Genomic DNA, 20,424 nt, shown 5'->3' on the forward strand with positions numbered 1-20,424 from the left:
GCCACATGACCAACAACGAAATACCAGAGATTCTGCAAGAACGGGTCATGCTCCTTGAGGGCGTGATCCTGATCTCTGCGGAACTGGAAGACGACGCACATCTGATGTCCTTCCTCAGCTATGCCGCCCGCAAAGGTTACATGGAAACCAAGCGTGTTGAAGCCAGTGAATTCCAGAAGCTGCGCAAGAAGCATCACACCCGCATTGAGACAGAAAGCGACATTCAGACCCTTGCCGTGGACATCATCGCCGATGCCCATAAGCAGGGCGCGTCCGACATCCATTTGACCGATGAAGGACCGTTTGCCTCCATCAAATTCCGCAAACTGGGCATGGTGCAGGATTACAAGCAGCTCAAAGGCGAGCGTGGCCGCAAGATCATTGTGGCCATCTATCAGACCATGTCCAATCAGGTCGATTCGACCTTCATTCCCAGTGAGCGGCAGGACGGCAGGATCGTGAACAATGACTTCCTGCCCTCGGAAGTTCATTCCATCCGTATTCATACCGAACCGCTGGAATGCGCTATGGCCGACAACGGCACCGGGACCTTCATGGCCCTGCGTCTGCTCTATGACCGCACCACGGCCAAGGGCAATCTGGCTGGGCGGCTTAGCAGTCTCGGATATTCCGAACAGCACAGGCGCGACTTTCAGACCTTGACCCAGCGGTCCGGGCTTTCGCTGCTTTCCGGTCCCACCGGACACGGCAAAAGTACCGCGCTGAAGCACATCATGGAAAGCATGGCCGAGGAGAATCCCGAAAAGAACTACCTCGCCATTGAAGATCCGCCGGAATACCCGCTGGAACGGGTCAAGCAGGTCCGGGTCAGCACTAACGATCAGGATGAAAACAGAGGCCGGGCTTACCGCAACGCCATTGCCGGAGCCATGCGTTCCGACCCGGACGAAATCATGATCGGTGAGATCCGCTTTCCGCAGGCTGCTTCCGCCGCACTGGATGCCGCCCAGACCGGGCACGGCGTCTGGACTACGGTTCACGCCAACTCGGCCTTTGGAATCATTCAGCGCATGGTCTCCCTGCTACGTGCAGCCAATTACCCTGACCCGCTGGAATATCTCTGCGACCACACAGTGCTTTCCGGCCTGCATCATCAACGGTTAGTCCCGGTGCTCTGCCCCAAGTGCAGGATGCCTATCAAAGACGTCTTTGCCCTTGGTCCCAACAACGAACTTCGCCGCAGAAGCCTTCCGCAACCGCTTTTGGAACGGCTCATGTCCACCATAACCGACATGGATCAGATTCATATTCGTGGTGAAGGCTGCACTGAGTGCGCGGGCATGGGCATCATCGGCCAGACCGTTGCCGCTGAGCTGGTCCCCACCGACCATGTAATCCTTAACGCCATCCGCAACGGCAACATGGACGCGGCCTACACCCACTGGCGGCATGAGTTGAACGGCAGAACCTTTGTGGACCATGCCCTTGAACTCATTCAGACCGGTGTAGTTGATCCCTGCCTCGCTGAACTGCGGCTCGGTGTTCCGCTGGATTACGATCGCAAAAATGCTGGGTTCACTACCAGCCACATAGAAACATTCCCGCAAAGAAGCGAGTTTGCCCATGCAGTTGTTTAAGCACACCAACCTGCTGGCAAAGCTCTTCTTTACCCAGCAGGTACGGATCAGGGTTTACCGCAAACTCGCGGCCATGACCCGCCACGGAATTCTCATGGCAGATGCCGTCAGCTACATTGAAGAACGCTACGCCAAGCAGCGCAATCTGCTCAGCCCGGTACTCTCTGAAGTTTCGGCCCGCATCAATTCCGGGGACAGTATCCATGAAGCTCTGCGCGGTTTCATCCCAGCTGAAGAAGCAATGCTTCTTCAGAGCGGCATGGAATCGGGGAAGCTTCACGAAGCCCTTGAATTTTGCGTCCGGCTTATCAAAGCCCGGTTAATGATCGTTAGCTCCATGTGGAAAGCATTGAGCTACCCGACGATCCTGATCATTGCCCTGATCGCTCTGCTGCTGGTGCTTTCACGCTACGTAGTCCCCAAGCTTGCCGAGCTTTCCGACCCTTCCCGCTGGGTGGGCAGCGCAAAGACTCTCTATCAGGTGGCCGGATTCGTGGATTCCACCTTCGGGACCATTCTGCTTGCCGGGACTGTGCTGCTCTTCCTTGCTTCACTGGCGACCATCAAAATCTGGACCGGCAAAATCCGGGTCCGTTTTGATGGCATGCCGCCGTGGTCATTCTACCGGCTGATCATCGGCAGCCTCTGGCTCTTCACCCTCTCAACCCTGATGAAATCCGGGATTCAGCTCTCACAAGCCATGAACGACATGCTTGATACTCCCGGTTCCAGTCCGTGGCTCAAGGAACGGCTGAACTCGGTCAAGGCCCAGCTCAATCTCGGCAAGGGGATCGGAGAGGCTTTGGACGATTCCGGCTACCGCTTCCCCGCTCAAACCATCATCGAAGATCTGCGCATCTACTCCACACTTCCCGGCTTTGATACCCGGCTGCACCTCATTGCCGAGGAATGGCTAGCTGAAGGCATGGAAACAATCAAAGCGCAGGCCAAAATCATCAACATAACCTGCATCATCGGCATCAGTTCAATGATCACCAGCATCGTGCTCGCGGTGACATCACTTCAACAGCAACTTGGTCAAAACATGGGATATTAAAGGAAAAAAGATATGACATTACTTGAAACCCTCGGCGCACTGCTCATCGGCCTCATCGTACTCGGCGGCTCCGGCTACATGATTTCCAAAGGAATCGACAACGACAAAATCGCCAAGGCGGAACAGAACCTTTCCACCTTCCGCCTCGACATCAAGAACCTCTATCAGGGCGAGCCGGATTTCAACGGCCTGACCACAGACATTGCCGTGACCAACGAGGCCGTGCCTGACGGCATGATCAAAAGCAGTGGCGAAGTTCGCAACGTCTGGAACGGTGCAGTAACCGTAGCCGCCGGAACCGATCCGACCACCTTCACCATCACCCACAACAGCGTTCCCGAATATGCCTGCGTGAAACTGGCCACTTTTCAGGCCGGTTCATGGGTTTCAGTCACAGTGAATGGCGTGGTCATCCAGCAGGCCAGCGGAATGGTTGCGGCCATCACCAACCAGCTCGCAACCACCAACACCATCGTCTTCACCTCAAACTAACCGGGGCTTTGATTCAATATGAAAATCCTAGCCGCACTGTTCAGCATTCTCGGCGTCATGGCTCTTATCTTGGCCGAGTCCAGCTTCAGTCCCCGGACCTTTCAGGCCGAAGCGGTAGCCACCAATTACGGTGTCTACCGCGACGCCGTGAACAATTACGCGCTCAGCAATTCCGCCCCCGCATCCGGTGAAATATCAACCTCGCTTCTAAGGCTGCCTTCTGGCTGGAATCCCATCCGCAACTGGTCCAACCGCTTAGACAACGGACATATCTACGTCTGGGGGTCGGTCAATAAACTGGAGGCACAAGCAATCAGGGACTTGTTCCTGAACAGCTACGCCATTGGCATCAACCGCAACGGCAAGCTCTTCAACAAGTACGGAACCGGCGTTTCACTGCCCCCGTTCATACCCGAAGGCTGCATTGTCAGCGTGATTAAGAAGTAAGAGGGAATTGATGCGCTTCGCGCTTTTGATGATCGCATTTCGCCTCCGGCGGCCAAAGGGGATAATCCGCTCCGCTCTCAGTATCCGTAAGACTCGAAGCAAAGCTTCTCGCCTAACGGCTACAGGCCTTTGGAATCCTTAGTTGGAGCGAAAAAGGAATATAAATGACAGATAGATATAAAATTAAACAACACGGCTTCACCCTGATTGAAGTACTGGCGGCCTTGATCATCCTTGCCATGCTCATGCCTTTGCTCGGTGATTTCATTGACCGCGGCGTTGAGCAGATCAAGCAGCGCAATGTCAGTAATCATCTTGCTGCCGTGCTTGATGCGGCCTCCGATTACGCCAAGGAAAACTACTCCGACCTGACTACCTCTTCAACGGCTTCCGGTGCGACTGCGGTCACTATGACCCAGCTCCGCACCGGGGGCTTTCTCCCTAACGGTTTTCAGGATTTAAACGGCTGGGGCCAACGGTACGGAATCTACGTGCTCCAGCCTTCAGTCGGGGATTTGCAGGTCCTAGTCTTGACCTATGCCGGACGCACACATTCAGCCACCGACAAGAACTTCAGTACCACCATTGCCCCGGCAACTGCGGCCATGGTCGGCGGTGCCGGGGGCTACATTCCTACCGGAGAAATGCCCGGCCAATCAGCTTCAGAGCTGCGCGGATCTTTCGGCGGCTGGACCGTTGATTTGGCGGCCACGGATATTCCTGTTCCTGCTCCCGGCCATATCGGCGGACGCGCTTTCCTGCGTGAAAAGGACATCAGCAAGGACTTCCTTTACCGCGTAGAAGTTCCCGGCCACCCGGAACTAAATGAAATGGCCACCGAACTGGATATGACCGATCACGCCATAGAAAACGTTAAGGAAATCCACTTCGAGAAACACACTCTTGCCGACATCGACACTTCCGGCTTTTGCGGAGATGCGGACAAGGAAGGCCGTGTTTTCTTTGATCCTGCCGTGGGTCTTTACATCTGCCGTGCAGGTGAACCGCAGGTCATTGCCGATTCCGGCAACTCACAATTCCTGAAAGGCTCAACCGTTGCCATCAATGGCGAGCTGATTCCTAAACCGACCTGTGCCCCCGGCGTCAGTTCCACGCCGCAAATCTTCGTGGCTCCTGCCGCATTTGCCGAAGGTTCTGTTTCAAAATCCATCGTTGCCGTGCAGTGCTGGGCCACCAGTGAGGACGCCGACAACTGGCGCGTACACATGCGCATCCGCACCGCAGACTCCGATTCATCGTGGATTTCACCGCCCGCCGGGACCGGCAGAATCATGGTCCTCACTACCTGCAATTAAAGGAAAACAAGAATGAAAAAGATACTCTTTCCCCTCATATTTATACTGCTGTTCTGCTCCGCAGCCTTTGCCGGAGACGCCACCAGCTACACCCTGACCGACGTCACACCGCAAAAAATCAGCGGCGTTCCAGTGGGAACCGTTGTTCCATGGCCTGCCGGGTCAGTCCCCGACGGCTGGCTTGAATGTAACGGCCAGTCCACCAGCGGCCATTCAGAACTGGCCGCAATTGTCGGCAGCAGGGTTCCCGATCTGCGCGGTGAATTCATTCGCGGCTGGGATCATGGCCGAGGCGTTGATGGCGGTAGAAGTCTGCTGAATGTGCAGTCTGACCAGTTGCAAGCGCACAATCATATTCAAGGGCTGCCTGAAACAAACGTGCGTAATCCCAGCAGACATACCCGCTACGGTTACACCAGCGGTCCCATGCACGGCGGGGTTGGCGACGATGAAAGCCGCGTCAGTAATCGCTGGTTCTTCACCTCCACAACCGGCGGTTCCGAGACTCGCCCGCGCAACGTGGCGATGATGTACATCATCAAGGCTGAATAGGTGGCGGATATGTCAGATTCCCCCAACAGCCTCGTCCGCCCCAAGGTCAAAGTTGCCAGACTGGATAAACGCATCATGTATGTCATCGCCGTTGTAGCTCTGCTGCTGGTCGTTATTCTGGTTTATGCCGTCCAGAACTCCAATAAAAAAGACCCCATACAGGACTCTAGTTCCTCGGCACCGATAACCGAAGCAGATACAAGAGAGCCGCTTCAAGACCCGGAACAGACTTCCGGGCTTTCCATGCCTCCGCAAACCGAGAAGCATGAAGGGGAAAAGGCAAAACCCTTGAGCAAATCACTAGTGACCGTAGTGCGTCCAGAAGAACCTACTGAGCTTGAAAAGCAGCGCATGAAAGAACAAATCGAGCTGCGAGCCTTCCGTATTGAGAACATGAAGGCCGCACTTAATTCTCCGCTCCGGGCTGCGGCTGCTATTCCTGAAAAGAAGCAAAGCCGGACACAGATCATCAGCACTCCGAGCATTGAGGACATCCGTTCCCGGCATCCGCTGGGCATAAGTGAATCGCCTGTAATACCCGGCTCAAAAGATGATCAACAGGCAAAGGAAGATTTCCTTCATTCCCGTGCTGGCAAGGACGGATCTTGGCAGCTTCCTTATGAGCGTGTCCCCGGCAAACCTTTTGAGCTGAAAACCGGGGCGGTCATCAACGGGATAATGATCAGCGGTATTAATTCCGATCTGCCCGGCCAGATTCTTGGACAGGTCAGCCGGAATATCTATGACACAGCCACGGGCCAGCATCTGCTGATCCCGCAAGGCTCACGCATGATCGGGGTTTATGATTCACGGGTGGCCGTAGGGCAATCCCGTGTTCTGGTCGCGTGGAACAGAATCATCTTTCCTGACGGATCTTCCATTACTCTTGGCATCATGCCCGGCACCGATGTGGGCGGTTATGCTGGCTATTCCGGGGATGTGGATAACCATTATCTGCGCATTTTCGGTTCATCCGCCATCATGAGCATGGTCAGCGGCGGCGCGGCTTACGCCATGGACAAATTCAACAAAGGTTCGTCCGCAAACAGCAATCCAAGTCTTCAGGATGAGTTGGGTTCGGCTCTTTCCAGCCAGCTCGGACAGTCCACCCTCTCATTGCTGCAAAACAACATGAGCATCAAACCGGCCATCAGCACCGCGCCGGGTAAGCGTTTCAACATGGTGGTCACCAAGGACATTGTTTTTGCCCGCCCATACACCCCGTATCGGAGCTGATTATGGGCAGGAACGTTTATGGCCTTGGCAATAAGGCTGCCTCCAAAAGTTGGATTTATCATCTCGCAATCATGTTTGTAATTGCGCTGGTCGCCATGGGCTACGCCACGCAGCAGATTGCAGAGCTGTTCAACTATCATAAGGATCTTGGGCTGTCTGTTTACAGGAACTTCTACTGGCCGTGGATGTTCTTTAGCTGGCTTCCGCTGCTGCCGTCCGGCCAATATCTGGATAAAATCATTTCCGATGCCCAGCTCGTCTTTGCCATTCCTTTGATGCTTCAGATCAGCTTTCTGCTGCTCTCTGCCCAAAAGCCCAAGGGGGTGAAGGACATCCACGGCACTGCTCACTGGGCCGATAAAAAGGAAATCAAACAGGCCGGACTGCTCGGCGGTTCCGGCGTCTATGTAGGCGGCTGGCTGGACAAGAAAGTCCTGCGCTACCTGCGCCACAGCGGCCCCGAACACATCATGGCCTTTGCCCCGACCCGTTCCGGTAAAGGCGTTGGTCTGGTACTGCCGACCCTTCTTTCATGGGAAGGCAGTTCCATTGTGCTGGACATCAAGGGTGAGAACTGGGCTTTGACCTCCGGCTGGCGCAAGCAGCAGGGCCACAAGGTCATGAAGTTTGACCCCACGGAAGCCACGGGCAACGCGGCCCGCTACAATCCTCTTTCCGAAATCAGGATCGACGGGCCGCACGCCATTCCCGATGCCCAGAACATTGCCAGCATGATCGTTGACCCGGACGGCAAGGGCCTCAAGGATTACTGGAACAAAGCCGCATTTTCGTTCCTCGGCGGAACCATCCTGCATTGCCTGATTCTGTACCGAATCAGGGAAGATCGGCACGCCACACTCAACGACCTTTCACTCATGCTTGCTGATGAGGAACGGGATATTTCGGCCTTGTTTGAGGAGATGCTCACCGACAAGCATGATGAATATCTGCGCGAACTCTTCGGCGATGCAATGGACGAAAGTTCCATCATTGCTATCAAAAAATTCATCTCCGCCGCTGCCCGTGAAATGCTCAACAAAGCCGAGGCCGAGCTTTCCGGCGTTGTCTCCACTGCCGTTGCCAACATGGCCCTTTATCGTGACCCGGTGGTCAGCCGGGCCACTTCCGGCTGTGATTTCCGCATCACAGATCTGATGAATACTAAGGAGCCGGTTTCACTTTATCTGATCATCCGGCCCTCGGATATTGACCGTTTGCGCCCGTTGGTGCGTCTGATCCTGAATATAGTTCTGCGCCGCCTGACCGAAAATATGGAATTTGAAAACGGACAGGCCAAGGCCGGTTACCGCCACCGTCTGCTGCTCATGCTCGACGAGTTCACTTCACTGGGCAAGATGGAAATCTTTGAACGCGCTCTGGCTTTTATGGCCGGGTACGGCATCAAGGCCTACATCATCGTGCAGGACCTGGCTCAGCTCCAATCCGCTTACGGCAAGGAAGAGTCGATCATGAGCAACTGCCATCTGCGCATTGCCTACGCGCCCAACAAGATTGAAACCGCGCAGGTCCTTTCCAAAATGACCGGCGAGGCAACCGTCGTCCAGAAAAAGACCTCCATCTCCGGCACACGCTCCGGGCATATGAACAAGGCCAACGTCAGTATTTCCGAGGCTAAACGCACCCTGCTCACCCCTGACGAATGCATGCGCCTTCCCGGCGCGGAAAAGGACGGCAGCGGCAAAATTACCAAGGCCGGGGACATGCTCATATTCCCCGCCGGTTTCGCGCCCATCTACGGGATGCAGATTCTGTTTTTCCTCGATCCTGAGTTCCTTAAACGGTCGAGGATTCCGGCCCCTGAAAAATCCGATCTTATCCATATTTCCATGTCTGAAGCCCCGGTAAAAACGGAGCCTACCGCTGAAGAATTAAGTGAACAGATGGATGAGCTGATTGATGACAACAATCTTTATGAAGAGAACGAACAACCCTGAAATCATGAAACTTTTAGAAATGCGGACATTGTCAACGCTGCCAATGTCCGCACTCCCGGCAATCATAAATAAGAGATGACTCCGTCCTTGCGATTTCCAGAACCTGTAACAGCACCGTAATTTTATGACTTCAGTGGCGAATAAAGACGAATTTTACAGCTCCCTTTCCCCCACCGGCAAAAGGATCATTGCCGCCCTTATCCAGTCCGCGCCGACTCTGGAAAGGCCGTTTCCTTTTGTGCTTTCCGGTCTCCAGCATAGCGCGAAATGCAGCAAATTAAGCGTTCTGCGCACCATTCCAAAGGGAGAAAGTGCCGGACTATTCGAGCGCAAAAACCACGAAGCAGGCCGCAGGCACGGGAGTATCATCACCCTGAACAAAGAACGCTGTGAACGGTTTCTTGAGCTGCATACCAAGGAATACGGTCAGCCCCCTGTTACCAAAGATGTTACCGAAGCTGATACCAATACTGACCGGCATCCCGATACCATTGGTAACACCCCTGACCGAAATGATCAGAGAACCTCCCAATTCTTAAATCTGGACAATAAAGCCGACCGACTTTTTTCCCGCTTATCCGATCAGGGCAAGCGGGTCTTCGGTATCATTTCAGAACTGGCAGACCATGCCGAGCAAGACGAAATTTCACTTGTAATTCAATCTGTTGCCAGAGAAGCACTTTGCAGTGAAGTGACCGCGCGGCGGGTAATCAAGCTGGGCCATGAAAATGGACTCTATGCCAAAAGACTGCACGAGCGCGGTCCCCGTTTCGGTATCATTCTCAAGCTGAACACCAAGCATATGAAGCGCATGAAGGAGCTGTTGCAAGCCTTTTCTACGCAGGCTGATACCGAAAGTGTTTGCAAAACCGATCGCTATCAATCCGCTGTTACCAAACATGATCGGTATATTGATCGCAATGTTACCGATCTGGATACCAAACGTGAAAGGTATACGTTTTCCGCTATTGCCGAGCATGTAAAACAGGCTGTTAACCGTTGTTATTCAAGGGCTGACAATATTTCAGCATCACATCCTGAAACCAATGCAGATCGGTATCAAGATCTCTTCTTATTAGATAGACAGAAAAGAAATCTATCTGACTCTGAAGAAAATGAATTGTGGGCGCAGAGGCTGCTTGCGCTCAGCGCGGACGATTTTGAAATCCTCTGGCCCCGACTCCATGCCGAAAAATTCGGCCCGGACCAGATTCGTCAGATTGTGCATCATCGCTTACCCGTAGGCGAGAGCGTTGCCGACATCGAGAACTCACTCCACGCCGTAGAATGGGAACTGGAACACGATACGTTTCCCAAAGCCCGCAAAGGTCCGTGTAATTATCTTTTTGCCACCCTGAAAAGCAAAGGCACTTGGCGCAGGCCGGTGGGCTTCCTGACTCCCAACGAGCAGATCCTTGCCAACATGGAGAAAGAAAAAGCCGTCATCCGCAAGATCGATAAGCTGAAAAAACAGCAGGCGAAGGAAGCAAAGCAGTCCGTGCAGGATAAAAAATTTGAAAAATGGCTCGCTGCGCAGACACCAGAAGAGCTGCACCAAATAGACGCACGCTGCTGTCCAAGACCTCCTAAAACGGACCAATCCAAACGCACTTGGCGCAAGGCTTACTGGAATAAATTTATCATCGGGAAGGCAGCATGAAACGGTTCCTGCTGATTACCTTCTGCTGTCACACGCTGGGCCTTGTGTTCCTGCTGCACTTTACCGGGAATCGGATCAATCTGACCGATTCCATGGCTCATGGCGTTTATCAGATCATCCCCGGCAAACCCGTGCGCGGGGACCTGATCACCTTCAGCCTTGATGAGCAAAATCCGTATTTCAGCATCGCCCGCAAACGGCATTATCTGGGCTGGAACAACAGGCCATTGCTCAAGGTTCTGGTCGGTCTTCCCGGCGACACTCTCCAGATCGGCAAAGACGGCATCAGCATAAATTCCGAACTGTTACCGCGCACTAAAGCCAAGCCTGCCGACCAGCACGGCAGGCCTTTACCAATTTTCCTGAAACCAACAATTATTCCCTCCGGCAAATGTCTGACCCTGTCCACTCATTCCGAAAACAGCTTTGATGGCCGTTATTTCGGGCTTGTGAATATTGGCCGGGTGCGGAGGGTTGTACCTGTTTTAACCTTAACCAACTAAACCTAAAGGACAAGACATGCGTCTATTCATAGCGGAGAAACGGGATGTGGCGGAAGCCATATCTCAAGCTCTTGGCGGTCCTTCCCGGCCCACCGGAGCGGCTTTCCATGTCAACGGTGACCGCATCACATGGCTCTGGGGTCATTTGCTGCGGCTTACTGATCCAGAAGAACACGATGATCGTTACAAGCTCTGGGATCTCAAAACACTGCCCATGAGATGGCCGGTCAGCTACGTCCCGGAGCAGAAACACGCCGCCCATCTGAAAAAAATCATCGAAATGGCCCATCAGGCTGACGAGCTGATCAACGCAGGCGACCCGGACCCGGAAGGTCAACGGTTGGTGGATGAGGTCATCGAGTTTGCCGGATTAACGAGCAAGCCGACCAAACGACTCCTTATCAACGACAACAACGGCCCGGCAATTCTGAAGGCTCTGAAAGTCATGGAAGACAACAGCAGGTTTCACGGGCTGTCCATGTCCGCGCTGGCCCGTGCAGTTTGCGACCAGCGAGTCGGCTACAACCTGACCCGCTGCTATTCCACCATGGCCCAGAAAAAGGGCTATCAGGGCGTTCTTTCCGTGGGCCGGGTCCAGACTCCCATTCTGGGATTGGTGGTTGCCCGTGACCGCGCCCATGAAGGCCACGAAAAGCAGGCTTACCACGTTGTCAAAGCCCGGATCGCGCTGGCGGATCAAGTCGTGGAAGCTGAGTTTGTTCCTGCAGCGGATGCGCCCGTGGACGACAAAGGACGGATCATTAATGCTGAATTTGCCAGCAAGATTGTGGGTGATATTCAGGGTAAAGCCGCAACAGTCCTTTCCGTACAGACCACTGAGCGCAAGAACGATCCGCCCCTGCCGTACAACCTGCTGGCCTTGCAGGCCGATGCCGCCGGACTCTGGAATTACAAGCCCAAAAAGGTTTTGGAAATCACCCAGCGACTGCGCGACCAGCACAAAGCCATCACCTACAACCGCAGTGATTGCCGTTACCTCAACGACGAGCGACACGCCGAGGCTGCGGAACTCTTGTTGTCCCTGACTCCGGCCTTCGGGGACATGGCCGAATACGCCACACCCAAAATCAAATCCAAGGTTTTCAACTCAAAGAAAGTCACCGCGCACCCTGCCATCATCCCGACCATGAATGTGCCGGAACTGGACAAACTCACGCAGGATGAACGGCGCATTTATGAGCTGATCGCCAAGCTTTACATCGCCCAGTTCTATCCCCCGGCGGATTTTGTAAGCACCAAGGTCGAACTGGAAATTGCCGGTCATACTTTCAGGGCTGAAGGAAGGATCAACAGTTCACCGGGCTGGAGGTTGCTGGATGAGCTGGCCCTCAAGGAATACGAGAAAGCTGAACGGCAACGGGATTTGTACCGGCTTCAGCAGGGGGATTCAGGCCCACTGGAATCCGCCGAATCCGCGCAGGCTTTCACCAAGCCCCCGGCACGCTACACCATGAAAACCTTACTCAAGGACCTGACCTCAGTCGCCAAATACGTGACCGACCCAGCAATCAAGAAACTGCTCTTGGACAAGGACAGCGACAAGCAGGACGAAGCTGGCGGGATCGGCACCCCGGCTACCCGCGACACGCATATCGACACCCTCTTCAGGCGCGGCTTTCTGGGTGAGGACGGCAAGAAAGTCATCAGCACCGAGCTGGGCCGCAATTTCCACGATGCCCTGCCGGAATTTGCTGTGAAACCTGACATGACCGCGCTCTGGCATGAGAAACAAAAGCAGATTGAAGACGGAGAGCTGAACCACCTCAAATTCATTGAGGAAGTGGAGAGTTCGGTCGCTAGGGAAATTGAGCGCGTTAAACGCGAAGGGCTAAACATCAGGGTTCAAGGGGTGCAATGCCCAAAATGCAAAAACGGAATTCTGCGGTCCCGCAAAGGCAAGACAAAATTCTGGGGCTGCTCCAACTACCCCGACTGCAAAGCAACCTTCCCCGATAAGTCCGGTAAGCCGGATCTCACGGCCAAACCTGCGCAGAAGCTGGAACCGTCCACGAAACACAAATGCCCGGAATGCGGCAAGGGCCTGATCCGCAGACCGGCCAAGCGCAAAGGGTTGTTCTGGTGGGGTTGCAGCGGCTTCCCGGACTGCAAATTCCGCTGTTTTGACGAGAAAGGAAAACCGAAACTTGAAAACTAAACCAAGGAGAAAAAATGCACACAAACAATGAAATCAAAAAACACATGGACGCACAGGCCCGGCAGATTGATCGGGAACTGAGCGAAAACCCCGGCACGGCCATGGAAGTGGATCAGGAGCTGGCCGACCACATGGGTGCTTTTGAAGAAGACGCGCTCAGCCTTGAAGATGCAGAAGATGCTTCCTTTGATCCTTTTGAGGAGGCATAGACATGGCTAAAGAAAAAACTCCCTACTATCAGCGGTTTGCTGAAGAAATCATCGAGAAACTGAAGGACGGCACAGCCCCGTGGATCAAGCCTTGGAAGCCCGGAGAATATCAACCCGCCTTCAATCCGGTTTCCGGCACGGTATACCGTGGAATCAACCAGCTCATGCTCGGTTTGGATGATCTGAATGATCCCAGATTCCTGACCTACCGGCAGGCGGAATCCAAAGGCTGGCAGGTCCGCAAGGGTTCAAAGTCCCGGTCCATTGTTTTCTGGCAGATGTCCCGCCAGATCGCGCTCAAGGATGATGAAGACAAGAACCTTCTGGATGAGGACGGCAACGCCCAGACGCAGACGGTCATGCTCGCGAAGCCGATTATCCGCTTTTCCAGTGTCTTCCACGCCAGCCAGATTGACGGCATCCCGGAATGGGATGGCCGGGAAATCACATGGAACCCGGATGAGCGGGCCGAAGTCATCCTCCAGAACTCCGGGGCCAGCATCACCCATGACCAGCGCAACAAGGCATTTTACAGGCCGTCCTCAGATGAGATTCATCTGCCGCCGCACGCGGCCTTTGGCAACTCTGACCAGTATTATAGCACAGCTCTGCATGAGCTGGGACACTGGACCGGCCATGAATCGCGCCTCGACCGGGAATTCGGACCTTTCGGTTCCGAGATTTACGCCAAAGAGGAACTGCGTGCCGAGATCGCAAGCTGGATGATCAGCGCGGAACTCGGCCTCAGTCACGATCCCGGCCAGCATCTCAGCTACGTTGATAACTGGGTCAAAGTGCTTGAGGAAGATCCCTTTGAAATTATCCGGGCCTGCCAGAGCGCGGAAAAAATCAAAGATTACACACTGGATTTTGAGAAGGAGCGCAGCCAGCAAAGGACAAAAGAAGAAGGTGTATCCATCTCCGCTTCAGACAAAGCCAAACTTGAGCTGCGGGAATCAATGTACGGACTCCCGGAAAATGGTAAGACCTATCTTAAAGTGCCGTTCTCCGAAAAAAATGAAGCCAAAAAGCTTGGAGCCAAGTGGGATAAGGACAAAAAGATGTGGTTCGCCCCCGAAGGCACCGACCTTGACCAGCTCGCCCGCTGGATGCCTAACGCACAGACTCAAGAGCCAGCCATCAAACCTGAACAGCAGAACGAGAACACCGTGAAAAATATAGCAACGGAAAAGACTTACCTGAACGTGCCGTATAAACAGAAATGGCTGGCGAAAAAGCACGGAGCACGCTGGGATAAATCAGCAAAGCTCTGGTTCGCGCCCACCGGAACCGATCTCGGCCCGTTGGCCGAATGGCTGCCGAAAGAGAAGGTCATCGCCCCTGAAACAAACGCAGTTCAGGAATTTGCCAAGGCCATACAGGAAGCCGGACTTGATCTTCAGGGCCAGATGCCGGTCATGGACGGAACCCTGCACCGCGTGCCGGTCATAGACGGCAAACCCAATTCCAAGGACGGCGCATACAAAGGCTTTCTTGACGGCCATCCCGCCGGATTCATTCAGAACCATAAAACCGGCCTGAAAATGAACTGGAAGGCCGAAGGAACCGAGCTGACCGAAGAACAGAAAGCCCAGCTCAAAGCACAGGCTGCCCAGAAAAAGCTTGAACGCGAAAAGGCCATCGCCGAACAGCGTGAAAAAGCCTCAAAACGTTCCTACGCCAAGTGGACCAACGCCCAATGGGCCACCAAACAACAGGAATACCTGCGCAAGAAAGGAGTTCCCAACTACGCGGTGAAGGTAAACGAACGCGGGGATCTGCTCGTACCGGGCCGTGACGTTGAAGGCCATATACACACCCTGCAAATCATAACCCCGGATGGCAAGCTATTCGAAAAAGGCGGCTTGAAAGCAGGCATGTTCCACACCATCGACCCCGGCGAAAAGATCGCCAAAGGCGGTCCGATCCTTGTTGCCGAAGGATATGCCACAGCAGCTAGCGCACACATGGCAAGCAATATGCCCACAGTCGCAGCGTTCGACGCTTCCAACCTAGAGCCGGTCGCCAAGGCCCTAAAAACCAAATACCCCAAAAGCACCATAGTGCTGGTCAGCGACAACGATCATCACCTCAAAAACAATGTCGGGGTAGAAAAGGCTGAGGCCGCAGCCAAAGCAGTAGGTGGTTTGCTGGTAACACCCAAATTCAGCGAGGCAGAAAAGTCGCAAGGCTTATCCGACTTCAACGATCTGCAGCAGTCTCGCGGAATCGGCGAAGTACAGAAGCAGTTCTCACAGACCATCAAGATGGCAAAATCCATGAAGACCGGGGAATTGCCGTTGGCTATGGCAATATAAGGATTAAATAGATGGGCTCTGAGGGGGGACCATCAAAAAGGAGAACCTCTTTTATTTCAAGAGGAAATGTCAAATCAAGTCGAAACTCTTACAGATTAAGAAACACTACGGATATTCCATGCTCATTTGGCCTCGAATAGTTAGTTAGTCCTGAAAGAGCCGTTTCATAGACCATCAAAAATATACAGCAAGTCTCTGCCTTGAACTCCCAAATATGGTGACGAGTGAAAGAGAGCAAAAAACTCTCCCAACTGCCGCATCCATTTCTTGAAGTTGAACGCTGCACTTGCCATGAACAAATTTATAGCATCACCAGCCGCGCCTTTGAGGTAACATCGGGCCATTCTATGATCGTGTTTGAGATGGCCTATAATTGGTTCGATGGCGGCACGGCGACGAAAACGTTGCCGTGATTTGTAAGAGTTCCGACTTGATCTGACATTTCCTCTTGAAACAGAAGAGGTTCTCCTTTTTGATGGAATTGCTGAATCACCATCAAAACAGGGCACCGCGCCCAAGGAGAACCACATGTCCAGTTTCAATCAAAACATCATAAAACACAAGATTGGTCTGCTGAATCTGGCGGAAGAACTCGGTAACGTATCCAAAGCTTGCAAGCTGATGGGATTTTCTCGGGATACTTTTTACCGCTATCATTCAGCCAAGGAAGAAGGCGGAGTCGAAGCTCTTTTTGACAAGTCCCGGCGTAAACCGAACCTGAAGAATCGGGTAGATCAAGCAATCGAAGATGCGGTTGTGGTTTACGCAACTGACTTTCCTGCTCATGGACAGACACGCGCAAGTAACGAGCTAAGAAAATTGGGTGTTTTTGTTTCGCCTTCAGGAGTTAGGTCTATTTGGCTCCGGCACGATCTTCATAACTTCAAGCTTCGGTTGACTGCGCTGGAGAAGATTTCAGCTGAGCAAGGAGTCGTGCTCACCGAGGCGCAGGTTCAGGCCCTTGAGAAGAAAAAGGACGATGATTTGGCCTGTGGTGAAATCGAAACTGCCCATCCTGGCTATCTTGGTAGTCAGGACACTTTCTATGTCGGCACGATTAAAGGCGTCGGGCGGATCTACCAGCAGACCTTTGTGGACACCTATTCCAAATGGGCAGCCGCTAAGCTCTATACGACCAAAACTCCGATCACAGCAGCTGATATGCTCAACGATAAGGTTCTTCCTTTCTTCGCGGAGCAGGAAATGGGCATTTTACGCATGCTGACCGATAGAGGCACCGAGTATTGCGGATGCGTCGAGAAACACGATTACGAGCTATTTCTTGGCGTTTGCGGCATCGAGCACACAAAGACCAAGGCACGTCATCCGCAAACAAACGGAATTTGCGAACGCTTCCATAAAACAATTCTGGATGAGTTTTACAGGGTCACATTCAGACGCAAGATCTACACTTCATTGGAAGAATTGCAGACGGATCTCGATATCTGGATTGATGAATACAACACGCAACGATCTCATCAGGGAAAAATGTGTTGCGGTCGAACACCACTGGCAACTATGCTGGATGGAAAAGAACTCTGGAACGATAAGGTTCTGAGTTTAAACTAAACTGACAATTTCGGTCCCATCAAAAAGGCGGACTGTCAGATCAAGTATGAACCACTACACGTGATTTCTGCCGTTGATACTGTGAGTCACTTTTCTTGGGCCGACCCGGAATCAATATTTGTACGTCGCCAACCTGCTTCAAGCCTCTGTAACCCCGGTCGCAGATTGCTACCGATGGACAGGTTCCAGTAATCGTCCAGCACTGCGTCAGCACTTGGGGCAGCGTGTGTCCATCATAAATGTTTTTATCGAAACTCATGGCGCCGACAATTATACCGGTATTTTTCGTCACGATGACTGAAGCCTTGCGCCCAAACTCGTATTGTTTATGCGCCTTGCCTTTGGAGATGCACAGCACATCCGGCTCATGCAGGCTGTAGACTTTATCCTTGTCGCTGCGCTTTTGATTTCTGACGCGTTCGAACAAATCAAGCTGCTTCTGATAACGCTTCAGAGCCTCGGCTGGCAGCTTGCGCTGAAGTTCACGAATCAAGGCTCCAGCCATGGTCCGCATCTTCTTTGCCTTTTTGACCATCTTCATTCGTTCCAAACGAAGCTTGGGTAGCGTCCTCCTGAAGCTGCGGCGCAACTTGATCTTCTCTCGATCTGCGATCTTGCGGCAGATTTTGATGATTTTTTCAAAAAGTTTCAGGTCAGTAGGAAAAGTTATATTCTTTTCCTGCACTGTGGTGTCCACCGTCACCTCGCGCTCCATGACATCATCGCCGTGCAACTTCACTGAAATTTCAAAGATCAAACGAGCACCGTTTTCACCGATACGTTTACGGAAATAAACCAAATCCGTTGGGTCGCACGGCAGACTCCACTGAAACTCGGTCATGCTGCAGAATGCCTGAGAATACGGGTTCTGCGTCCATGCTTCTACAACCCGTTCGTCACTCAGGTTATCCAGCTGCTTGAGCAACATCAAACCGACCATTAAACTCGTGGGCTTGGCCGGACGACCATTGACGCTGTAAAGTCCTGCAAACTCCTCTTCAAAGCGACTCCACGGAATCTCCGACGCGAGCCGAAGAAGTGGATGATTCGGATGAGTTGATCCAGAAGATCTGGATAGAGGAAAATTCCCTGCGGTTGCTTCTTCGGTTTTGCCTTCATTTTTGCCCGCCTTATGCTGCATCAATTCGACCGGATTTTCGTAGGAAAACAACATTTACTGGACGAAAACACTACAGCACCTGGAGGCATTTGTTAATTTATTTCAGGCTGTTGTGCGCTTTTCAGAACTAACTAATTAAAGAAAAAACCTTGACCATTCATAGATTATTAAGCAAAAGTATTTTCAATTGCGGGTAATTATTCCTCTTACAAATTAAACAAGTTAAATTACCATAACAGCCAACCCCTCAAGACAAATGAATTCTAAAACATGCATTCTCTATGACTTCCTTTACTGTATGGGTGGCGCAGAAAAAACAACTTTAGTAATGCAGGAAGCTTTCCCGAATTCAAAAATTTGCGTCGATTTCTTCAATAGAAATAGTTTCAAAAAACTAGGCGAAACTGACATTATTGAATTAGGTAAGCCAAGCACTTGCCAGCCTTTGAATGCAATAAAAGGGATACAAAATTTCAAAAGAAAAACCGGCTTCCTGAAAGATTACGACCTTGTTATTTATAGTGGGTCATACGCTCCCTGTGCGGTACAGAATCAGGTAAAAGGTAAAAAAGTTCTATACTGTCACACAATTCCGCGTTTTGCGTATGATCTCTACAGCCACTATTTCGAAAATATTCCGCGTGCAGCACGTTCTATTTTCAAAATGCTTGTTGCGTATGTCAGGAAAAACTATGAGCGTGCATTTTCAGAAATGGACCTCGTAATCGCCAATTCACAAAATGTACGGAGCAGAATTCAAAAATATCTCAACGCCGATGCAATCGTAATAAATCCTCCGGTCGACACCTCGGCTTTCAAATGGCTTGGTCAACAGGATTACTACCTCTCCACAGCAAGACTGGAAAAATACAAACGCGTGGACCTCATTGTGACGGCATTTAAAAAAATGCCTGACAAAAAACTGATAGTGACTTCAGGTGGCTCGGAATTAAAGAATCTGCAAAAACTGGCAGGCAATGCCCCCAACATATCTTTCACCGACTGGATAGATCACGAAGAGCTTATCAGACTTATGGGCAATGCCATTGCAACTATCTATATGCCTAAAGATGAAGATTTTGGAATGAGTCCTGTGGAATCTATGGCAGCGGGAAAGCCGGTAATTGGGGTTAATGAAGGTGGGGTCATGGAGACTGTTATGGATGGCGAGACTGGTATATTCGTTAAAACTGAGGTTAGAGATATTGTGCGGGGGGTTGGCAAGCTGTCCCCCCAAAAGGCTTTAAATGTCAAAGAGACTTGCAAGAAGAGGGCTGACGAATTTAATACTGATAATTTTTTAGTTAATCTAAAAAAACACATTAATCAGAACAACTGAGGACGTGATGCCACATGAATCGCTCGGAGACATGACTCCAGTCGAATATGTCCAAACTCATTCACCCCAAGAAAACTCTACTTACGGGTGGCACTAACTTGGGGAGGTTTGCGCCTTCCCCCATCCCTTGGACCACTAATCGGCCTTTTTAAAGTGGAATCCGCCATCCCGGTTTGGTCTGGTTGGCAGTAGCCGTTGTGGAGCGGAGCCCGTCCCCGGAGGGGCGGCCCGAAGGGCCGAGGGCGGAGCGGAACAACGGCTATGCGCCTGTCAATGAACTGTTAAATTGGTTCTGTATACATCGGCGGGAGTTCGCTTGTCCAACGATGAATGCCCGCGCTCTTCATTATAGTAACGAAAATAGCGTGTCAGGCCATGGTATAGCTCAATCCCGTCAGAGTAAGCCTTGGGATATACATCCTCGTATTTCACCGTCCACCACAGCCTTTCTATAAAAACGTTATCCAAAGCCCGGCCTTTTCCGTCCATACTGATAGCAATTTCATTTTCCTGTAAAACGCCGGTGAGTTCCTGACTCGTGAACTGCGAACCCTGATCCGTGTTGAAGATTTCGGGGCTGGCAACGAGCAACGCCCTCTGTAAGGCATCCACACAAAAGGAACTATCCATTGAATTGGATAATTCCCATGCCAGAACATAGCGGCTCCACCAGTCTATCACTGCGACCAGATACAAAAATCCTCGACGCATGGGGATGTAAGTTATATCGTATGCGTCAAAACAGCCCCACCTTTTCAAGGATGGCTCACTGTGTATAATCAGGACTCGTTCTTTGACATAGCCTGTGGCAATAAGGCTTTGAGATCGTGTTCACCCTTGGCATGTGGCAGCCGTTCAAAGAGATAAAGTAGGTATT

15 protein-coding genes and 3 pseudogenes are annotated in these 20,424 nt (G+C 52.1%); 15 read left to right on the forward strand and 3 right to left on the reverse strand.

What is annotated here, in order from left to right; translation table 11 throughout:
- The first annotated feature begins 5 nt into the window (after positions 1-5).
- From FMS18_RS10495 to FMS18_RS10555, 13 genes are all read left to right on the forward strand, one after another.
- Positions 6-1,598: an ATPase, T2SS/T4P/T4SS family gene (locus FMS18_RS10495; protein ID WP_163294244.1), complete on the forward strand. Its 1,593-nt coding sequence runs from the start codon at positions 6-8 to the stop codon at positions 1,596-1,598.
- Complete coding sequence (locus tag FMS18_RS10500; RefSeq protein WP_163294246.1) at positions 1,585-2,655, forward strand: type II secretion system F family protein; 1,071 nt, start codon at positions 1,585-1,587, stop codon at positions 2,653-2,655. Before FMS18_RS10495 ends, FMS18_RS10500 begins: the two co-directional genes overlap by 14 nt.
- A gap of 12 nt (positions 2,656-2,667) precedes the next feature.
- Positions 2,668-3,147, forward strand: a complete 480-nt coding sequence (locus tag FMS18_RS10505; RefSeq protein WP_163294249.1) for a type 4 pilus major pilin — start codon at positions 2,668-2,670, stop codon at positions 3,145-3,147.
- An 18-nt stretch (positions 3,148-3,165) separates the two neighbouring features.
- Positions 3,166-3,594, forward strand: a complete 429-nt coding sequence (gene pilM, locus FMS18_RS10510) for a type IV pilus biogenesis protein PilM (RefSeq protein ID WP_163294259.1) — start codon at positions 3,166-3,168, stop codon at positions 3,592-3,594.
- Between the two features lie 164 nt (positions 3,595-3,758).
- A complete protein-coding gene (pilV, locus tag FMS18_RS10515; protein WP_163294261.1) occupies positions 3,759-4,910 on the forward strand; it encodes a shufflon system plasmid conjugative transfer pilus tip adhesin PilV in 1,152 nt (383 codons plus the stop codon).
- A 12-nt stretch (positions 4,911-4,922) separates the two neighbouring features.
- Positions 4,923-5,462 carry a tail fiber protein gene (locus FMS18_RS10520; protein WP_163294263.1) on the forward strand — a complete coding sequence of 180 codons (540 nt, stop codon included), beginning with the start codon at positions 4,923-4,925 and terminating at the stop codon, positions 5,460-5,462.
- Between the two features lie 9 nt (positions 5,463-5,471).
- A complete protein-coding gene (locus tag FMS18_RS10525) occupies positions 5,472-6,698 on the forward strand; it encodes a TrbI/VirB10 family protein (RefSeq protein WP_163294265.1) in 1,227 nt (408 codons plus the stop codon).
- A 2-nt stretch (positions 6,699-6,700) separates the two neighbouring features.
- On the forward strand, positions 6,701-8,653 hold the full coding sequence (locus FMS18_RS10530; RefSeq protein ID WP_163294267.1) for a type IV secretory system conjugative DNA transfer family protein: 1,953 nt from the start codon (positions 6,701-6,703) through the stop codon (positions 8,651-8,653).
- A 124-nt stretch (positions 8,654-8,777) separates the two neighbouring features.
- Positions 8,778-10,313, forward strand: coding sequence for a hypothetical protein (locus FMS18_RS10535; protein WP_163294269.1), 1,536 nt, complete (start codon positions 8,778-8,780; stop codon positions 10,311-10,313).
- Positions 10,310-10,816 (forward strand): conjugative transfer signal peptidase TraF, encoded by a 507-nt coding sequence (traF, locus tag FMS18_RS10540; protein WP_163294271.1) that lies wholly within the window; start codon positions 10,310-10,312, stop codon positions 10,814-10,816. Before FMS18_RS10535 ends, traF begins: the two co-directional genes overlap by 4 nt.
- Before the next feature lie 16 nt (positions 10,817-10,832).
- On the forward strand, positions 10,833-12,992 hold the full coding sequence (locus FMS18_RS10545; RefSeq protein ID WP_163294273.1) for a DNA topoisomerase: 2,160 nt from the start codon (positions 10,833-10,835) through the stop codon (positions 12,990-12,992).
- A 14-nt stretch (positions 12,993-13,006) separates the two neighbouring features.
- The gene (locus FMS18_RS10550) at positions 13,007-13,201 is read left to right on the forward strand and encodes a hypothetical protein (protein ID WP_163293601.1); all 195 of its coding nucleotides are present in this window, start codon (positions 13,007-13,009) and stop codon (positions 13,199-13,201) included.
- A 2-nt stretch (positions 13,202-13,203) separates the two neighbouring features.
- Positions 13,204-15,519 (forward strand): zincin-like metallopeptidase domain-containing protein, encoded by a 2,316-nt coding sequence (locus tag FMS18_RS10555; protein ID WP_163294275.1) that lies wholly within the window; start codon positions 13,204-13,206, stop codon positions 15,517-15,519.
- A 254-nt stretch (positions 15,520-15,773) separates the two neighbouring features.
- Here FMS18_RS10555 and FMS18_RS20895 read toward each other — a convergent pair.
- Positions 15,774-16,049 (reverse strand): annotated as a pseudogene (locus FMS18_RS20895) (transposase); the annotation flags it as partial.
- On the opposite strand from FMS18_RS20895, the gene FMS18_RS10565 reads away from it, so the two are divergent.
- Positions 16,048-17,088: an IS481 family transposase gene (locus FMS18_RS10565; protein WP_163294277.1), complete on the forward strand. Its 1,041-nt coding sequence runs from the start codon at positions 16,048-16,050 to the stop codon at positions 17,086-17,088. The pseudogene FMS18_RS20895 and the gene FMS18_RS10565 sit on opposite strands and share 2 nt — an antisense overlap.
- 58 nt (positions 17,089-17,146) lie before the next feature.
- Here FMS18_RS10565 and FMS18_RS10570 read toward each other — a convergent pair.
- A pseudogene (locus FMS18_RS10570) lies at positions 17,147-18,207 on the reverse strand (IS5 family transposase); the annotation flags it as partial.
- Between the two features lie 299 nt (positions 18,208-18,506).
- Between FMS18_RS10570 and FMS18_RS10575 the strand changes: the two are divergent.
- A complete protein-coding gene (locus FMS18_RS10575) occupies positions 18,507-19,547 on the forward strand; it encodes a glycosyltransferase (RefSeq protein WP_163294281.1) in 1,041 nt (346 codons plus the stop codon).
- A 270-nt stretch (positions 19,548-19,817) separates the two neighbouring features.
- On the opposite strand, the pseudogene FMS18_RS10580 reads toward FMS18_RS10575, so the two are convergent.
- Positions 19,818-20,282: pseudogene (locus tag FMS18_RS10580) on the reverse strand (transposase); the annotation flags it as partial.
- Positions 20,283-20,424: the final 142 nt, after the last annotated feature.

Origin of the sequence: Desulfovibrio sp. JC022 (assembly GCF_010470665.1) — a bacterium.
Lineage (GTDB): Bacteria > Desulfobacterota > Desulfovibrionia > Desulfovibrionales > Desulfovibrionaceae > Maridesulfovibrio.